18 protein-coding genes are annotated in these 15,348 nt (G+C 68.0%); 6 read left to right on the forward strand and 12 right to left on the reverse strand.

Annotation, left to right across the window (positions count from 1 at the left end; all coding sequences use genetic code 11):
* The 7 genes from BN1959_RS06965 to trxA all read right to left on the reverse strand — a co-directional run bounded on the left by BN1959_RS06965 (window position 1) and on the right by trxA (window position 4,503).
* Window positions 1-225 carry a YgaP-like transmembrane domain gene (locus BN1959_RS06965; protein WP_053947969.1) on the reverse strand — a complete coding sequence of 75 codons (225 nt, stop codon included), beginning with the start codon at window positions 223-225 and terminating at the stop codon, window positions 1-3.
* Window positions 226-317: 92 nt separating this feature from the next.
* Window positions 318-1,568, reverse strand: a complete 1,251-nt coding sequence (locus BN1959_RS06970; protein ID WP_053947970.1) for a M20 family metallopeptidase — start codon at window positions 1,566-1,568, stop codon at window positions 318-320.
* A 117-nt stretch (window positions 1,569-1,685) separates the two neighbouring features.
* A complete protein-coding gene (locus BN1959_RS14380; protein ID WP_202594655.1) occupies window positions 1,686-2,009 on the reverse strand; it encodes a hypothetical protein in 324 nt (107 codons plus the stop codon).
* Window positions 2,010-2,074: 65 nt separating this feature from the next.
* Window positions 2,075-2,488, reverse strand: a complete 414-nt coding sequence (locus tag BN1959_RS06975) for a hypothetical protein (RefSeq protein ID WP_053947971.1) — start codon at window positions 2,486-2,488, stop codon at window positions 2,075-2,077.
* Window positions 2,485-3,039 carry a hypothetical protein gene (locus BN1959_RS06980; RefSeq protein WP_237560311.1) on the reverse strand — a complete coding sequence of 185 codons (555 nt, stop codon included), beginning with the start codon at window positions 3,037-3,039 and terminating at the stop codon, window positions 2,485-2,487. Before BN1959_RS06980 ends, BN1959_RS06975 begins: the two co-directional genes overlap by 4 nt.
* Window positions 3,036-3,773 (reverse strand): DsbA family protein, encoded by a 738-nt coding sequence (locus BN1959_RS06985; RefSeq protein ID WP_053947972.1) that lies wholly within the window; start codon window positions 3,771-3,773, stop codon window positions 3,036-3,038. The genes BN1959_RS06980 and BN1959_RS06985 overlap by 4 nt, the downstream gene beginning before the upstream one ends.
* 325 nt (window positions 3,774-4,098) lie before the next feature.
* A complete protein-coding gene (trxA, locus tag BN1959_RS06990) occupies window positions 4,099-4,503 on the reverse strand; it encodes a thioredoxin (RefSeq protein WP_053947973.1) in 405 nt (134 codons plus the stop codon).
* Window positions 4,504-4,655: 152 nt separating this feature from the next.
* Between trxA and BN1959_RS06995 the strand changes: the two genes are divergently transcribed.
* The 4 genes from BN1959_RS06995 to BN1959_RS07010 all read left to right on the forward strand — a co-directional run bounded on the left by BN1959_RS06995 (window position 4,656) and on the right by BN1959_RS07010 (window position 8,939).
* A complete protein-coding gene (locus BN1959_RS06995) occupies window positions 4,656-5,096 on the forward strand; it encodes a DUF302 domain-containing protein (protein WP_053947974.1) in 441 nt (146 codons plus the stop codon).
* Window positions 5,096-5,656, forward strand: a complete 561-nt coding sequence (locus BN1959_RS07000; RefSeq protein WP_053947975.1) for a class I SAM-dependent methyltransferase — start codon at window positions 5,096-5,098, stop codon at window positions 5,654-5,656. Before BN1959_RS06995 ends, BN1959_RS07000 begins: the two co-directional genes overlap by 1 nt.
* A gap of 125 nt (window positions 5,657-5,781) precedes the next feature.
* Entirely contained in the window at window positions 5,782-7,887 is a 2,106-nt protein-coding gene (locus tag BN1959_RS07005; protein ID WP_053947976.1) for an acetate--CoA ligase family protein, read from the forward strand.
* Window positions 7,884-8,939 carry a phosphotransacetylase family protein gene (locus BN1959_RS07010; RefSeq protein ID WP_053947977.1) on the forward strand — a complete coding sequence of 352 codons (1,056 nt, stop codon included), beginning with the start codon at window positions 7,884-7,886 and terminating at the stop codon, window positions 8,937-8,939. The genes BN1959_RS07005 and BN1959_RS07010 overlap by 4 nt, the downstream gene beginning before the upstream one ends.
* Before the next feature lie 43 nt (window positions 8,940-8,982).
* Here the strand turns inward: BN1959_RS07010 and BN1959_RS07015 are convergent, their stop codons facing one another.
* From BN1959_RS07015 to BN1959_RS07030, 4 genes are read right to left on the reverse strand one after another with little or no spacing between them, the layout of a single operon-like run.
* A complete protein-coding gene (locus BN1959_RS07015; RefSeq protein ID WP_053947978.1) occupies window positions 8,983-9,216 on the reverse strand; it encodes a SelT/SelW/SelH family protein in 234 nt (77 codons plus the stop codon).
* Window positions 9,217-9,267: 51 nt separating this feature from the next.
* Window positions 9,268-10,482 carry an ABC transporter ATP-binding protein gene (locus BN1959_RS07020; RefSeq protein WP_053947979.1) on the reverse strand — a complete coding sequence of 405 codons (1,215 nt, stop codon included), beginning with the start codon at window positions 10,480-10,482 and terminating at the stop codon, window positions 9,268-9,270.
* Entirely contained in the window at window positions 10,475-11,482 is a 1,008-nt protein-coding gene (locus BN1959_RS07025; RefSeq protein ID WP_053947980.1) for an ABC transporter ATP-binding protein, read from the reverse strand. Before BN1959_RS07025 ends, BN1959_RS07020 begins: the two co-directional genes overlap by 8 nt.
* On the reverse strand, window positions 11,479-12,693 hold the full coding sequence (locus BN1959_RS07030) for an ABC transporter permease (RefSeq protein WP_053947981.1): 1,215 nt from the start codon (window positions 12,691-12,693) through the stop codon (window positions 11,479-11,481). Before BN1959_RS07030 ends, BN1959_RS07025 begins: the two co-directional genes overlap by 4 nt.
* Before the next feature lie 102 nt (window positions 12,694-12,795).
* Between BN1959_RS07030 and BN1959_RS07035 the strand changes: the two genes are divergently transcribed.
* Together BN1959_RS07035 and BN1959_RS07040 are read left to right on the forward strand one after the other, a co-directional pair.
* Window positions 12,796-13,737 carry an ABC transporter permease gene (locus BN1959_RS07035; protein ID WP_154018236.1) on the forward strand — a complete coding sequence of 314 codons (942 nt, stop codon included), beginning with the start codon at window positions 12,796-12,798 and terminating at the stop codon, window positions 13,735-13,737.
* 159 nt (window positions 13,738-13,896) lie between these two features.
* A complete protein-coding gene (locus BN1959_RS07040; protein ID WP_154018237.1) occupies window positions 13,897-14,847 on the forward strand; it encodes an ABC transporter permease in 951 nt (316 codons plus the stop codon).
* A 37-nt stretch (window positions 14,848-14,884) separates the two neighbouring features.
* Here BN1959_RS07040 and BN1959_RS07045 read toward each other — a convergent pair whose 3' ends face one another.
* The gene (locus BN1959_RS07045; RefSeq protein WP_053947984.1) at window positions 14,885-15,340 is read right to left on the reverse strand and encodes a ferritin-like domain-containing protein; all 456 of its coding nucleotides are present in this window, start codon (window positions 15,338-15,340) and stop codon (window positions 14,885-14,887) included.
* Window positions 15,341-15,348: the final 8 nt, after the last annotated feature.

Genomic DNA, 15,348 nt, shown 5'->3' on the forward strand with positions numbered 1-15,348 from the left:
CTACCGGGAGTCCGACGTGTCGATCCCCAGCAGGCGGTACAGGAGACAGACTCGGCCGACTCCCGTACCGAGCAGAACCAGCCCCAGCAGCGTTAGGACTGCGCCGACCGTCGTCCCGAGTTCGAGCTGCCCACCGAGCGTCGCCAGTCCGACGACGCCCACGCCCAACCCAACAACGATGCGAGCTCGCCTGTCCGTTGCGCCAATATTGCTTTCCATACCCATGACTACACCATACAGTTACCTAAGTCTTTCTCGGCGACCATTCGCTGTTGGTCCACCGACCGATCCGGCACGACTACGGCGCTTGGAGACCGCTACTGCTCCATCCGGGACTGCCACGTTGCCGGAAGTTGGGCGTAGATGACCGCATTCTCGACGAGCACGTCGGTCGGGACGTACTCGTCGGGCGCGTGAACCGTGTCGGTCCCGAGCGCGAACTCGACGGTACCGATACCCACATTCCGGAGCTTCTTGGCATCACCACCACCCGTGGCACTCCGTCTGAAAACCCGATCGCCCGTGGTCTCCTCCGCTGTCGATGCGACAGCTTCGACGAGTGGGCTGTCGGGATCCTCCGCGGTCCCGACGCTCCAGGCGACGTCGGCGATCGTGATACCGTCGCAGTCGGCGACGCAGTCACGGATTCCCGCGAGCACGTCGGGCGTGTGGACACCCGCCGTCAGCCGGACGTCGACTTCGGCGCGGGCGGACTGCGGGACGCTGTTTATGGCGTCGCCGCCTTCCAGCACACCGAGATTGATCGAGGGGTACCAGAACAGCTCCCGAGCGGCGGCCTCGCCCATCGAGGGGGTGTAGTACTCGACCGATTCGTCGACGATCGGTGCCACGGCGGCGTCGATCTCGAGCCGCCGGGTGCCGAACCGTTCGCGCACCGTCTCGATGGCGCCGTAGAGCCGATCGATGGCGTTGATACCGAGTGCCGGCCGGGAGCCGTGGGCGCCTTCGCCGCTCGCTTCGAGCGTCAGCCAGATGCTGCCCCGGTCTGCGACCGTGATTGAGTGGCGGCCCTCCTCGCAGGTCGGCTCGCCGATCACGCACGCGTCGGCCTCGAGCTTTCCAGCTTCCAGCAACGCTGGCAGGCCGGCGTCTCCACCCACTTCCTCGTCGCTCACGAACGCGAACTGGAGGTCGACGGCCGGATCGGTGTCGGTAGCTGTGAACGCCCGAATCGCGAACAGCATCGACGCCACGGCACCCTTCATGTCGGTTGCACCCCGGCCGTAGACGCGATCGTCGACGTGCTCGCCGAGCGGGTCGTGAGACCACGCTTCGCCGTCGAACGGCACCGTATCGAGGTGGCCGTTGTACAGCAGCGTGCGGTCGGATTCGCCCGGGATTCGAACGAGCAGGTTCGGCTTCGCCGGATCGACGGCGAACCGCTCGACGGCGACCGGAAGCGGGTCGAGGAACCGCTCGATCTCCGAGGCGATCTCTCGCGTGTCGCCGGGCGGGTTCGACGTGTCGATCGCGAGGAGGTCGAGGGTGAGCGCGACTAGCTCCTCGCGGTGGGTTCGCACGTACTCGGGTGGAGTCGTGTCGCTCACGCCTCGGTATCGGTGCGGTAGACGCAAAAGTATTTCGCGGTTTTTACAATACCGCTTGTTTCTCTCCCCTAGGTCGGAGCGACCGCACTCGGAGAGGGGGGTCCGTGGCGGAACCAGTCACGGAAACCTGAACGTCGGTGCAGTCCGGCGTTCAGTCAGCGCCGACCGATACGGGTCAGGGTTCGCCGCCGTCCGGCGCGCTGCAGGACTGCCTACTGAGCGGAAGCGGTAGACTGCGCCGACCATACCCACCGCCAGCACGGTTACCAGGATTCTGACGACACCACCACCGAGCGTAGCCGTGGTTCCCCCGGCGACGGCGGCACCGGCTGTCGGCGCCGCGAAGAGACAGCAGAGGCTCACCGCGCCGCCGACACCGAGCACTCCCCACGGCGGCGTCGACGCGTCCCCGGCGTTCGCATCTTCGTCGGAAGCAGTCATCGGTTGCTCTCTCGTTCACCTGATCGCCACAAGTGTGTTTGGGTCGTCGAGGACACTGGTCGCGATCAGCACACCTCACACCGCCGGCGCTGGTAGACCAGGAACGCGGCGAAGAACACGACGCTCACGGCACCGAGGACCGGCCGGAATGGGTCGAAGTACGTCATGAGCGCCGACGAGCTGAACAGCGCGAGCAGCACGGCGTTACAGATCGGACAGCCGAACGCCAGGAACCCCCCGATCACGCCACCAGCGGCGAACCCGTCGCCGGTCGGCTCCTCGGCCAGCGAGCGCTGGTAGACGAACGCGCCGGCGAAGGCCGCGGTCGCGACGAGAAACAGGTAGTCCGCCGGGGTCCGGGAGACCATCCGGACGTAGACCGGGTTCGGCAGCAGCCCGGTCACCGTCCCGAACAGGACGAACACCCCGACGCTCACGCCGACGCTCCGGAGCAGCCGAGGGTGTGGGAGCGACGTCACCCTCGTACACCTCCGTCGACCGAACACGCCCGTGGATCGCCCGTACGAGCGAGGAAGAGGAGGAGCAGGCCGATGCCACCGACTCGCAGGAGGTTGCCGTCGAACGGTAGCGCCGCCATCGCTCCGACGAAGCCGAGCGCACCGAGCACGCCCGCGCCACAGCTCGCACAGCCGGCGGCGAGCAGTCCGGGGAGCACGCCCAGGATCGTCGACGCGCCTCGCCGACGCGCACGGTTGACCAGTTTGAGGGCGTTCGCAACCGCAACACCAGTCAGTACCGCGTACGCGCCGACAAGCGTGAGGCCGAGAGCGCCGGTGGTCAAGTACACTTCACGCGTGAGAGCGGTGACCGCGTAGCCGACGTCCGTCGGGTCGGTCGCGAGCACCTGAAGCGAGAACTGCGGGAACGAACTCAACACCAGAACGACGTAGGTAACGACCGTCACGACGCCGGCCGACAGCAACCGCACGTCCGACGTGAGTGGGAAGGCGAGTGCGTCCCGGAGGTCGCGAGTCCAGTCGCGACCCGCGGCGGCGTACTCTCTGATCACGCCTGCTTCACCCGGTCGATCGCGTCGGCGAAGTTCTCGTAGGGGTGTGCGCCGACGAGTTTCCCGGCCGCCCCGGAGTCACGGTTGTAGAGCACGAACCCGGGCGTCCCCTGAATTCTCGCCTCCCGGGCCACGCCGACGTTCGGCTCGAAGCGCTCCCTGATCGACGAACCGCGTTCCTCGCGGCAGCTCTCGACCGTGGAGAGGTCGACGCCGTCCGTCTGCTCTGTGATCGCCGCGAACGTCTCCTCGTCGGCCCAGTCCGTCCCGGAGCCGGACTGTTCGCCGTAGGCCGCCGCGTGCCAGTTCCAGAACGCCTCGGGGTTGCTGTCGGCGACCTGTGACCAGACGCAGCGCCCCCAGACCGCCGCTGGCGTCGAGTACTCCCCGATGTTCGGGTAGGGCAGGACGGCCAGCCGGGCGTCGCCGGTATCGAGCTGTCTGCGACCGAGCTCCGGCAGCGTCTCCACCTCGAACTGTTTGCAGAACGGACACAGGTAGTCCGTCCAGTAGTAGATGTCCACCGGCGCGCCGCGTTCGCCGGCGACGGGGCGTCCGTCGAGCTCGACGCCGAACCCGGTCGTCCCCGTCCCGGCGTGTGTGGTGTCCGGGACGTACTGCTGCCCACTCCCCCCGGAGCGTGATCCGAGATAGGCGACACCACCGCCGAACGCGAGCACTGCGCCGCCAGCGACGAGCGCCCTCCGCCGGGTGATGTTGTCCTCTCTGTCCATCAATGTACAATACTACTGCTCACCGGCTGATAGACGTTGTGGTCCGGAACGACAGCCGTAACCCGCCCCCTGGACACTGACACCGCGTTTTCGATCGTCTCGATCACCGAATACTGGTCGTGTGAGTCGTCGTTCCGGACCACGATACTGTCGCCTCGTCCCGGTACAGGACGTCGGACTGGGTCCCCTCGTAGGTAGTGAGCCCGACCAACGTTCCACCGGAACCGTCCGTCGGTCTCGGTTCGGGGAAGTGAGTGGGATCCGCAACTGAGCGGTCCGTGGGGAAGGCCCTGTCCGCGTCGGCAAACGCGTCAGTCGTCGTCGGTCACGCGTGGGTTTCGATCACGGAGCGGAGCTGCGCTTCGTCCTGCATTCCGACGAGCCGCTCGGCCGGCTCCCCGTCGGCGAACAGAACGAGCGTCGGCACGCCCCGGACGCCGTACTCGGCGGCGAGCTGTTGGTTCGCGTCGACGTCGACTTTCACGACGGTCGCCTCGGTCTCGGCGGCGATCGTTTCGACGATCGGTTCGAGCATCTGGCACGGCCCACACCAGTCGGCGTAGAAGTCGGCCAGCACGAGGTCGTGTTCGGCGACGGTTTCGGACAGCTCACTGTCCCCGTCGATCGGGACCGGTTCGGACGGGCTCTGGGCTGCTGTGCTCTCGTCGCCGGCTTCCTTTCGAAGCTCCTCTCGCTTCCGCCGTCGTATCTCCTCGATATCTTCCGCCATCGGCCTCGTTTTGGTACCGGGGGCGTTTATGTGTTTTGTACGTTTCCCACAATTCTGCTAGGCCGTGAAGCGGTACCGACTCGTCCCACAGATCAGTCGTTCTGCGGAGTACCCGAAGAGACTTTGTCCTGAAGACCCAAGACAGCACACGAATGACGCTCCCAATCGACCCGAGCCAGATCGACCCGGAGGATATCGGCGAAGAACAGGCGACCCTCGAGATGAGCCACGAGGACGCGATCGAGCACGTCCGGGACGTGTTCACGGACGCCGGGTTCGGCGTCCCCGTCGAGTTCTCCCCCTCGGAGATGCTCAACGAGAAGGTTGACGCGGGCCGGGACCCCTACTACGTGCTCGGCGCGTGCAACCCCGAGGTGGCCGACCGCGCGCTCGACGCGACCGACAACAAGCTCGGTGCGCTCATGGCCTGTAACGTCGTCATCTGGGAGGAAGAGCCCGGCAAGCAGGTCGTCTACCACGTCTCGATCATGCGCATCGGCCGGCTGATCGGGATGGCGCCCGACGACGAGGAGATGGCCGACATCGTCGCCGACACCGGCGAGCTCGTCGACGAGGCGTTCGCGAACCTCTAATGGGGTATCACACGTTCGACGCCGACCGCGCCGACAACCTCGAAGACGCACAGCGTCGGTACCGGTTCCTCTCGGCGGAGGAGTTACTCTGGGCGCTGTCACCGGACGGCGACGAGACGGTCGCGGATCTCGGCAGCGGGACCGGGTTCTACACCGACGACGTCGCGCCGGCCGTCGACCGCGTCTCTGCCGTCGACATCCAGGAGGCGATGCACGACTACTACCGGGAGAAAGGCGTCCCCGAGAACGTCGACCTCGTGACCAGCGGCGTCGACGACCTCCCCTTCGACACCGATAGCCTCGACGCCGCGTTCTCGACGATGACCTACCACGAGTTCGCGAGCGAACGGGCGCTGCGCGAGCTCTCGCGCGTGCTCGAACCCGGTGGGACGCTCGTCGTCGTCGACTGGGCGGCCGCCGGAACCGGTGCCCACGGCCCACCCCTCGACGAGCGGTTCTCGGCCGCCGAGGCTGGGGATGCACTGCGCCAGCACGGGTTCGAAATCGAGTTCGAGGCGGAGCGGCCGGAGACGTTCCTGTTGGTCGGCCGCAACGACTGAGTGCGCCCCTCTCTCGGCGATGTCGGGTTCGACCAGCTCGGGTTTCGGGCTGGGTTCGCTATCCGACTCCCGCAACGTGAGATCCCGGCCCCGGTTTTAAGCACTGTCCGCGCGAGGGAGACGACGTGAACTCGGACGCCGATATCGGTGGACTGTTCGCGCCCGAACGCGTCGCCGTCGTCGGTGCGACGGAGCGTACTGGGTCGATCGGGGCCGCCATCGTCCGGAACCTCGCCGACTTCACGGGCGACGTCGTTCCGGTGAACCCGAGCCGCGACACCGTGTTCGGGGAGCCGTGCTACCCGGACGTCGCGTCCGTTCCGGACCCCGTCGATCTCGCGGTCGTCGTCGTTCCGCCGCCGATAGCTGTCGACGCCGTCCGCGAGGCGGGCGAGGTGGGGGTGCACAACGTCGTGGTCATCACGGCGGGGTTCAGCGAGACCGGGACGGAGGGCGCACAGCGCGAGCAGCAACTCCGCGCCGTCGCCGCGGAGTACGACCTCAACCTCGTCGGGCCGAACTCGCTGGGCGTGCTCTCGACGCCGCCGGGGCTCAACGCCACGTTCGGGCCGTCGAACGCGCTTCCGGGCTCGCTGTCGTTCATGAGCCAGTCCGGCGCGTTCATCACGGCGGTACTGGACTGGGCTAACGACCAGGGCATCGGCTTCAAGGACGTCGTCTCGCTGGGCAACAAGGCCGTGCTGGACGAGTCTGACTTCCTCGCCCACTGGCGGGACGACCCCGAGACGAACGTGGTCCTCGGCTACCTCGAGGGCGTCGAGGACGGCCGCGCGTTCATCGACACGGCCCGCGAGGTGACCCAGGACACGCCCGTCGTGGTCGTCAAGTCCGGACGGACCGAGGCCGGCGCCGACGCGGCGTCCTCCCACACGGGGACGATCGCCGGCAGCGAGGCGGCCTACGAGGCGGCGTTCGAGCAGGCGGGCGTCGTGCGCGCCGAGAACGTCCAGGAACTGTTCGACTACGCTCGCGCGCTCGACGGGCTCCCGATGCCCGACTCCGAACAGGTCGGCGTCGTCACGAACGCGGGCGGCCCCGGCGTGATGGCGACCGACGCCGTCGGCGACTCACAGCTCGCGATGGCGTCGTTCACCGACGGGACGCTCTCGGAACTCGAAGCGACGATGCCCGAGGAGGCGAACATCTACAACCCCGTCGACGTGATCGGCGACGCCGACATCGAACGGTTCGAGACGGCACTCGACACCGTGCTCGCCGACGACAACGTGGGCTGTGCGATCGTCATCTCCGCACCCACGGCGGTCGTCGACTTCGGGGAGCTCGCCGCAGCGATCGCCGACCGACAGGCCGAACACGACACACCCGTCGTCGCGTGTCTGATGGGTGGAGAGCGAACCGACCGCGCGGCGGACGTCCTCGGCGACGCCGGCATCCCGAACTACTTCGATCCGGCCCGAGCCGTCAGCAGCTTGGACGCACTCGCCGTCCAGCGGGGCGTCGAAACCCGGAGCTACGAGGCACCCCAGTCGTTCGACGTCGACCGGGAGCGGGCCCGAGAGGTCCTCGCAGAGGGGGCTGAGCGCGGCGCGACACGGCTCGGCGTGGAAGCGATGGGAATCCTCGAGGCGTACGGCATCCCGATCCCCGACTCCGAGCTGGTCGAGAATCAGGCGGCCGCCGTGTCGGCCGCCTCGCGCATCGACGGCGACGTGGTGATGAAGATCGTGAGCCCGGACATCTCCCACAAGTCCGACATCGGCGGCGTGGCCGTCGGGGTCCCCCAGTCAGAGGTCGCCGACACGTACGAGACGCTGCTCACCCGCGCCCGGAACTACCAGCCGGACGCGACCGTTCTCGGCGTCCAAGTGCAGGAGATGGTAGACACCGACGCGGGGACGGAGACGATCCTCGGGATGAATCGCGACCCGCAGTTCGGCCCGATGGTGCTGTTCGGCCTCGGCGGGATCTTCGTGGAAGTGCTGGAGGACACGAGCGTCCGGATCGCCCCCGTCTCCGGGCGCGAGGCGGGCGAGATGATCGACGAACTCGACTCGGCGCCACTGCTTCGGGGGGCACGCGGCCGTGCCTCGGCGGACGAAGCGGCCATCGAGGAGGCCATCCAGCGCCTGAGCCAGCTCGTGACTGACTTCGACGCCATCCTCGAACTCGACGTGAACCCGCTGCTCGCGACCGCCGACGGCGTGCAGGCCCTCGACGTACGACTGACCATCGACCCAGAGAAACTATGAACTCGCTACTCGTTACCTCGACGGACGAAGGCACCGGGAAGACCGCCGTCACGCTCGCGCTCGCGCGCCTCGCCGCGGACCGCGGCGCAGCGGTCGGCTACATGAAACCGAAGGGGACCCGTCTCCAGAGCAACGTCGGGAAGACGATCGACGCCGACCCGATGCTCGCCCGGGAGCTGCTGGATCTGGACGCCGAGATGCACGAGATGGAGCCTGTCGTCTACTCCCCGACGTTCATCTCCGGCGCGATCCGCGGCGAGGAGGACGTCCCGGCGCTCCGTGACCGCGTGCAGGACGCGTACGCGGGGCTCGCCGAGGGGAAAGACGTGATGGTCGTCGAGGGCGCCGGCGACCCCGATACGGGGGCGACCGTCGACCTCACGGACGCCGACATCGCGGCGCTGCTCGACGCCCGCGCGGTGCTGGTCGCCCGCTATGAGGAACCGGGCGACGTCGACCGCATCCTCACGGCGGCCAACGGTCTCGGCGACCGCTGCCTCGGCATCGTGTTCAACGCCGTCTCCAGCGCCGCGTACGACGAGGTGGAAACCGACGTAGTTCCGTTCCTCGAATCGCGCGGCATCCCCGTGCTGGGTGTCCTGCCCTGGGAACGCTCGATGGCCGGCGTCTCGGTGGCAGACCTCACGAACGAACTCGGCGCGGAGTCGCTCACCGACGCGGACACGAGTGCTCTCGTCGAGCGCGTGCTCGTCGGGGCGATGAGCGGGGAGAGCGCGCTCAGCCACTTCCGGCGCACGAAGGACGCCGCCGTCATCACCGGGGGCGACCGGGCGGACGTCCAAGCCGCGGCGCTGGACGCCCCCGGCGTCAACTGTCTCGTGCTCACGGGGGGCCACCGGCCGTCCGGCGCGATACTCGGCGAGGCCGAAGAGCAGGGGATGCCGGTGTTGACCGTCCAGACGGACACGATCACGACGATCGAGCGGATCGAGTCCCTGATCCACGGCGGCCGCGTGCGGGACGAAGCGACCGTCGAGCGGATGCAGGAGCTGCTCCACGCCCACGCCGACGTGGACGCCCTGCTCGACTGAAGAAGAGACGCCGATCCCCGCTCGAAACGCCCGTCGCCGCCAATCAGTTCACGTACGCGCCGACGCCCTCGACGATCGCGTCTGCGTCGTACTCGTCCTCGTCGATGTCGAAGATCCCGTCGCCGTCGACACGAACTTCGAACACGCCGCCGTCGCCGGTGACCAGCGACACGCGGTCGACTTGCAGCCCGTACTCTTCGAGGATCGCCGCTTGCAGATCCTGTGCTCGATCGCGGTGTCCACACGGGACGCAGTACTCGATTTCGACGCTCGTCATAGCGTTTCCCAGTACGGACCGTTCAGTGGTAAACTTACGCACCCCGGAAACTCATCGCGTGTGCCGGAGGCAGGCGGCCGACTGGCGCTCGTTCGTCGATCCCAGCGCCGGATCGTCGCGCTCACACGGCGTCGCGAACCCCCCGAGCCGATCGAGCGCACGCTCCCGATCGCCGCCGAGCACGTCCTCGATCGCGCCGTCGAGGAGCGTCTCGGCGTCGTCGTCCGTGAGCGTCTCGGGAATCTCGTACGCCTCGCGGAGCGCCGTTGCGGTGTCGTGGCGTGCCGTGTCGATATCGTCCTCCCGGAGCGCGAGCCGGAAGTCGAGCACCGTTCGGTACTCGCCGTCGGCGAACTCGTACTCCTCGGGCGGTATCACCTGCGGGCAGCGCGGATGGAAGGAACAGCCCGACGGCGGGTCGATCGGGTCGGGCACGTCGCCGCGAAGTTCGACTGTCCCGCCGCGGTTCCGCGGGTCCGTGTCCGGGATCGCGGCGAGCAGCCCCTCGGTGTAGGGGTGCTGGGGGTTCTCGAACAGCGCCTCCGTCGGCCCGATCTCGACGATCTCGCCGAGGTACATCACCGCGACGCGGTCACAGATCTGGCGAACCACGTCCAGATCGTGGCTGATCAGGAGGATCCCCAGACCGAGCTCGTCCCGGAGGTCCGCGAGCAGCGAGAGGATGTCCGCTTGGATGCTCACGTCGAGCGCGCTGACGGGCTCGTCGGCGACCAGCAGGTCCGGGTCGAGCACGAGCGCGCGGGCCAGCGCGATGCGCTGTTTCTGCCCGCCGGAGAACTCGTGGGGGTAGCGGTCGGCGTCGTCGGCCGAGAGTCCGATCCGTTCGAGCACGTCGGCGACGATCTCCCACTGACGCTGCTCGTCGCGCAGGCCGTGGGTCGCGAGCGGGTCGGCGATCGACTCGCCGACGGTCGCCTGCGGGTCGAACGCGGAGTCGGGGTCCTGAAACACGACCTGTGCGTTCCGGCGGAACGCTTTGCGCTCGCTCCGGGACTGGTCGGCCACCGTCGCCCCCTGGAACCGGACCTCCCCGCCCGTCGGCTCTTCGAGGTGGAGCAGGGTCGTCGCCGCGGTGGACTTCCCGCAGCCGGACTCGCCGACGAGCCCGACTACTTCGCCGGCCTCGACGTCGAAGGAGATCCCGTCGACGGCCTTCACGTGGTCGGTGACCCGCCGCAGCAGGCCGCTCCGGACCGGGTAGTGTTTCTCCAGATCACGCACCGAGAGGAGGGGTTCGTCAGTCATCGTGTTTGTCGGGGAACGACAGTGGTGGCTGGTGGTCGTCGCCGTACAGCACGCAGGCGGCGTCGTGGTCGTCGCCGACGGGCTCGAACGCCGGCTGCTCGCCGGCGCGACAGTCCTCGACCGCGTGGTCACAGCGCGGGTGGAACCGACAGCCGTCCGGCGGGTCGGTCGGGTCCGGCGTGAGGCCGTCGATCGTGTCGAACGCTTCCCCGTGGCCCGGGAGACAGTCGAGTAGCGCCCGGGTGTAGGGGTGGGCGGGGTTCTCGAACAGCTCGTACACGTCGCCGGTCTCCATCACCTTCCCCGCGTACATCACGACCACGCGGTCGGCGATCTCCGCGACGACGCCGAGGTCGTGAGTCACGAACAGCAGCCCCATCCCGCGTTCCGCCTGGATCTCGCCGAGCAGCCGGAGGATCTGGGCCTGAATCGTCACGTCGAGCGCGGTCGTGGGCTCGTCGGCGATTAGCAGGTCGGGGTCGCCCGCGAGCGCGATCGCGAGGACGACGCGCTGTTTCATACCCCCGCTGAAGGAGTGAGGATAGTCGTCGACCCGGTCGGCGGCGTCGGGGATCCCGACCCGATCGAGCAGGTCGATCGCCGCCTCCCGTGCCGCCGCTTTGTCGAGGTCGCGGTGGGCGCGGACGGTCTCGACGACCTGCTCGCCGACGGTGTACACGTCGTCGAGCGCGCCCTGGGGGTTCTGGAACACGTGGGCGATCCGGTTGCCACGGTACTCCGTCAGCGCCGACGCCGAGAGGTCGGTCAGGTCCTCGCCGTCGAACCGGACCTCGCCGCCGGTGATCGCCCCCGTGTCCGTCGGGATCAGCCGCGTGATCGACTCGCAGGCGACGGTCTTCCCGGAGCCGGACTCGCCGACGAGACAGACGGTCTCGCCGGCCTCGACGTCGAAGGAGGCGCCGTCGACGGCCCGCACCACCCCGGCGTCGGTGTCGAACTCGGTGCGGAGGTCGCGCACCGAGAGCAGCGGGTCGCTCACGAGCTCCCCCCCTGCCGCGTGTCGAGCGCGTCGCGGAGGCTGTCCCCGGAGACGTTGAACGCGGCGACGGCGAACGCCAGCAGCGCGACCGCGAACGTCGTCACCCACCATTTCTGGTGCCACGGCATCACCTCGGGCTGTAGCCCGACACGGATCACTCGGCCGAGCGACTGTGAGGCGATCCGGCTGAGGCTGAGGTACGCGAGCGCGACCTGTGCGAGGACGAGCAGCGGCACCCGACGGCTGAGTTCGGTGACGATCGTCCCTCTGGCGTTCGGGACGATGCGGTCCCGCAGGATCCGTAGGTCGCTCGCGCCCGTCGCCCGCGCCGCCCGGACGTAGCCCGCGGACCGCTGCTGGAGGGCGTCGCTCCTGACGACGCGTGCGACGCCACCCCAGTTGAGCAGCCCGAACACGCCGACAAAGGCGAACAGGCCGCCGTCGGTGACGCCGGAGTACTCCCCGAGGAAGAACGTCGCGAGCAGGATGTAGACGACGATCGCCGGCACCGTCTGCTGGATGTCGACGTAGCGCATCAACGCGTCGTCGACCCAGCCGCCGTAGTAGCCCGCGAGCGCGCCGACGACCGTGCCGACGACGCCGATGAGCACGACCGTCGGGAGGCTAACCTGCAGCGCGACACGGATCCCGTAGACGAGCAGTTCGAGGACGTTCTCGCCGTAGCGGTTCGTCCCCAACGGGTAGCGCCAGGTCCCGTGACAGTAGCCGTCGGTCACCTGCCCGACGCAGTTGTAGTAGTGGACGTCGCCGACGAAGACGCTGGTGTACACCGGCGGCTGGAGGCGATACTTGAGCTTGGGGTAGCCAGTGTCGAAGAACAGCCCCGGCCCGAGCAGCCCGATCGCCGTGAGTACGCCGAGAGCGAGGATCGCGGCCAGCCCGATCGGGTGCGAGCGGAGGCGGCCGAGCAGCCGCCGGGTCCGGGGTGGGTCGGCCGCCAGCGGGAACAGCCCGTAGCGCGCGAAGAACACGCTGGCGACGAGCAGGAGCCAGTCCGCACGCGTCACGTCCCAGTTCAGGGCCGCGACCAGCTCGTCGGGCGCGACGATCGCGTCGTACGCGTACAGCGCGCCGAGCAGCAGGAAGGCGGCGATCAGCCCGAGCGTCCGCTTCCGGACCGTGATTCCACGGTCGCGTACGTCCCAATTCACCTCGGTGAACGCTGCCGACTCGAAGTCCTTGGAGGGCATCGCTGTTCGCGGTTCTGGAAACCATCAGGAAACTTTATAAGATTTTATGTTGGTGATGGAACTGATGTCCGCGGTCGATCGTCCCGTGGTCGGGTGGTCCCCGTGAGCTTCGTCAGCTACCTCCTCCGTCGGTTCGCGTTCGCCGTGTTCTCGGTGTACGCGGCAGCGACGGTGATGTTCGGGTTCACCGTCCTCCAGATACGGCTGCTCTTCCGCCAACAGCTCGCGTTCATGCAATGGGGGGGTTCGGACACCACCGAACAGGAGATCGAACGGTTCCGGGAGTCGTACATCGCCCAGCGTAGGCTGGACCAGCCGCTGTCCGAGCGCTACCTCGACTGGCTGGTCGACCTCACGACGTTGGAGTGGGGCCAGTCGATCGCGTACGACCAGCCGGTCGCGGCCGTGCTCGGCGGGCGCGTCGTGACCACCCTGGAGTACGTGGTGCCGGGGGTCGTGATCGCCGTCGTCCTCGGGGTCCCGCTGGGGGTGCTGGCGGCGTTCGCGAAGAACGAAACCGTCGACTGGAGCACCCGGCTGAGCACGTACGCGCTACTCGGCGTCCCCGTGTTTATGCTGATCACGTACCTCCTCGCCGGCGTCTCCCAGGTAGGCGGCGGCAGGCTGCCCATCCATCCGCAGGTGATCGCTGCCGTCGCCGTCGCGGCGAGCCTACTCGCCGGGCAGCTTCGGTTCAGCCGGGCGGCCGTGCTCGACCAGACGGGTCGGGAGTTCGTGAAGATGCTCCGAGCGAAAGGCGTCCCTCGGGCCAGAGTGGTCCGGCACGTACTCCGGAACGCGGCGCTGCCGATCGTCTCGCTGTCGCTCAGCGAACTGCTCGCGGTGCTCGTGTTAAACATCTACGTGATCGAAGAGATCCTGCCGATCGACGGGCTGGCACGGGCGAGCCTGGTCGCGGTCGATCAGGGCGACATGTCCCTGATCACCTGGTCGACGCTGGTGATCGTGTTCCTCGGGATCGCTGGCAGTTTCCTGCAGGACGTGCTGTACGGCTGCCTCGATCCACAGGTCTCCGTCGAGTGAACATTCCGTGGCGACGTCGTCCCGGGCCACCGGAGCGGCGACGATCCGGACTCGTCGGGGCTCCCCTTCGCTCCGGAAGTCACAGGAAAGTTTATACGACTTTCTGCTGCAGATGATGCCGATGACCTCGGACGAACGACCCGTGGTCGGGTGGTCCCCGTGAGCTACGTCAGCTACCTCCTCCGTCGGTTCGCGTTTGCCGTGTTCTCGGTGTACGCCGCCGCGTCCGTGATGTTCGGGTTCACGGTGCTTCAGGCGCGACTGATCCTCCAGAAGCAGCTGGCGCTCATGCGGTACAACGGCGCACAGGACTGGCAGATCGAGCAGTTCCGGAAGGAGTTTCTCGCCCGGCGCGGGCTGGATCGACCGCTCTACGAACACTACGCCGACTGGTTCGTCGACCTCACGACGCTGGAGTGGGGGCAGTCGATCGCGTACGACCAGTCGGTCGCGGCCGTGCTCGACGGGCGCGTGGTGACCACACTGGAGTACGTCGTCCCCGGCGTCGTCGTCGCCGTGGCGCTCGGGGTACCGCTGGGCGTGCTGGCGGCGTTCGAGAAGGAGGGCGCCGTCGACTGGACCGCCCGGTTGAGCACGTACGCGCTGCTCGGCATCCCCGTGTTCATGGTGATTACGTACCTCCTCGCGGTCGTCTCGCCAGTCCGGGCCGGCCCGACCGCCGGCGCCGGACCGTACGTCCACCCGCAGGTGATCGCCGCCGGCGCGGTCGCGGCGAGCCTGCTGGCCGGGCAGCTCCGGTTCAGCCGCTCGGCGGTACTCGACCAGACGGGCCGGGAGTTCGTGAAGATGCTGCGGGCGAAAGGCATCTCCCGGCTCACGCTGGTCAAGCACGTGCTCCGGAACGCGGCGCTGCCGATCGTCTCGCTGTCGCTCAGCGAACTGCTCGCGGTGCTCGTGTTGAACATCTACGTGATCGAAGAGATCCTGCCGATCGACGGGCTGGCACGGGCGAGCCTGGTCGCGGTCGATCAGGGCGACATGTCCCTGATCACCTGGTCGACGTTGGTGATCGTCTTCCTCGGGATCGGCGGGAGCTTCCTGCAGGACGTGGTGTACGGCTACCTCGATCCACAGGTCTCCGTCGAGTGAAAAACGAAAGTGGTGACGCGCGCGCCGCTTCCCCCTGTCAGTCCTGCTGGTACTCCTTCTCGAAGCCGCGGAACTCGGTGCGGTGGGCCTCCTCGTCGGCGAGGATCGTGACCGCGAGGTCCTCCGTCACCGGGTCGTCCGCGGCCTCAGCGGCGTCGATGAGCGCGCGGTAGGTGTCGATGGCGCCCTCCTCGGCGTCGAGCACCCCCCGGATCACCGAGAGCACGTCGGTAGAGTCCTCCGGCGGCTGGAGGGAGTCCTGCCGGGCGACGAACTCCGCCGAGCTCGGCGGCCGGGCGTCGAGCTGTTTGAGGCGGTTGCCCAACTGCTCGGCGTGGGTCAGCTCCTCCTGGATGTCCGTCTTGAGGCTCTCCTTGATCTCCTCGGCACGGACGCCGTCGAGCACGATGGCGTTGGTCTGGTAGTTCATCACCGTCTCCATCTCGTCGCCGTACGCCTTGCGCAGCAGGTCGATGACTTTCTCGGAGCTCATGCACTCTG

The sequence above is a fragment of the Halolamina sediminis genome (genome assembly GCF_001282785.1).
Classification (GTDB): Archaea; Halobacteriota; Halobacteria; order Halobacteriales; family Haloferacaceae; genus Halolamina; species Halolamina sediminis.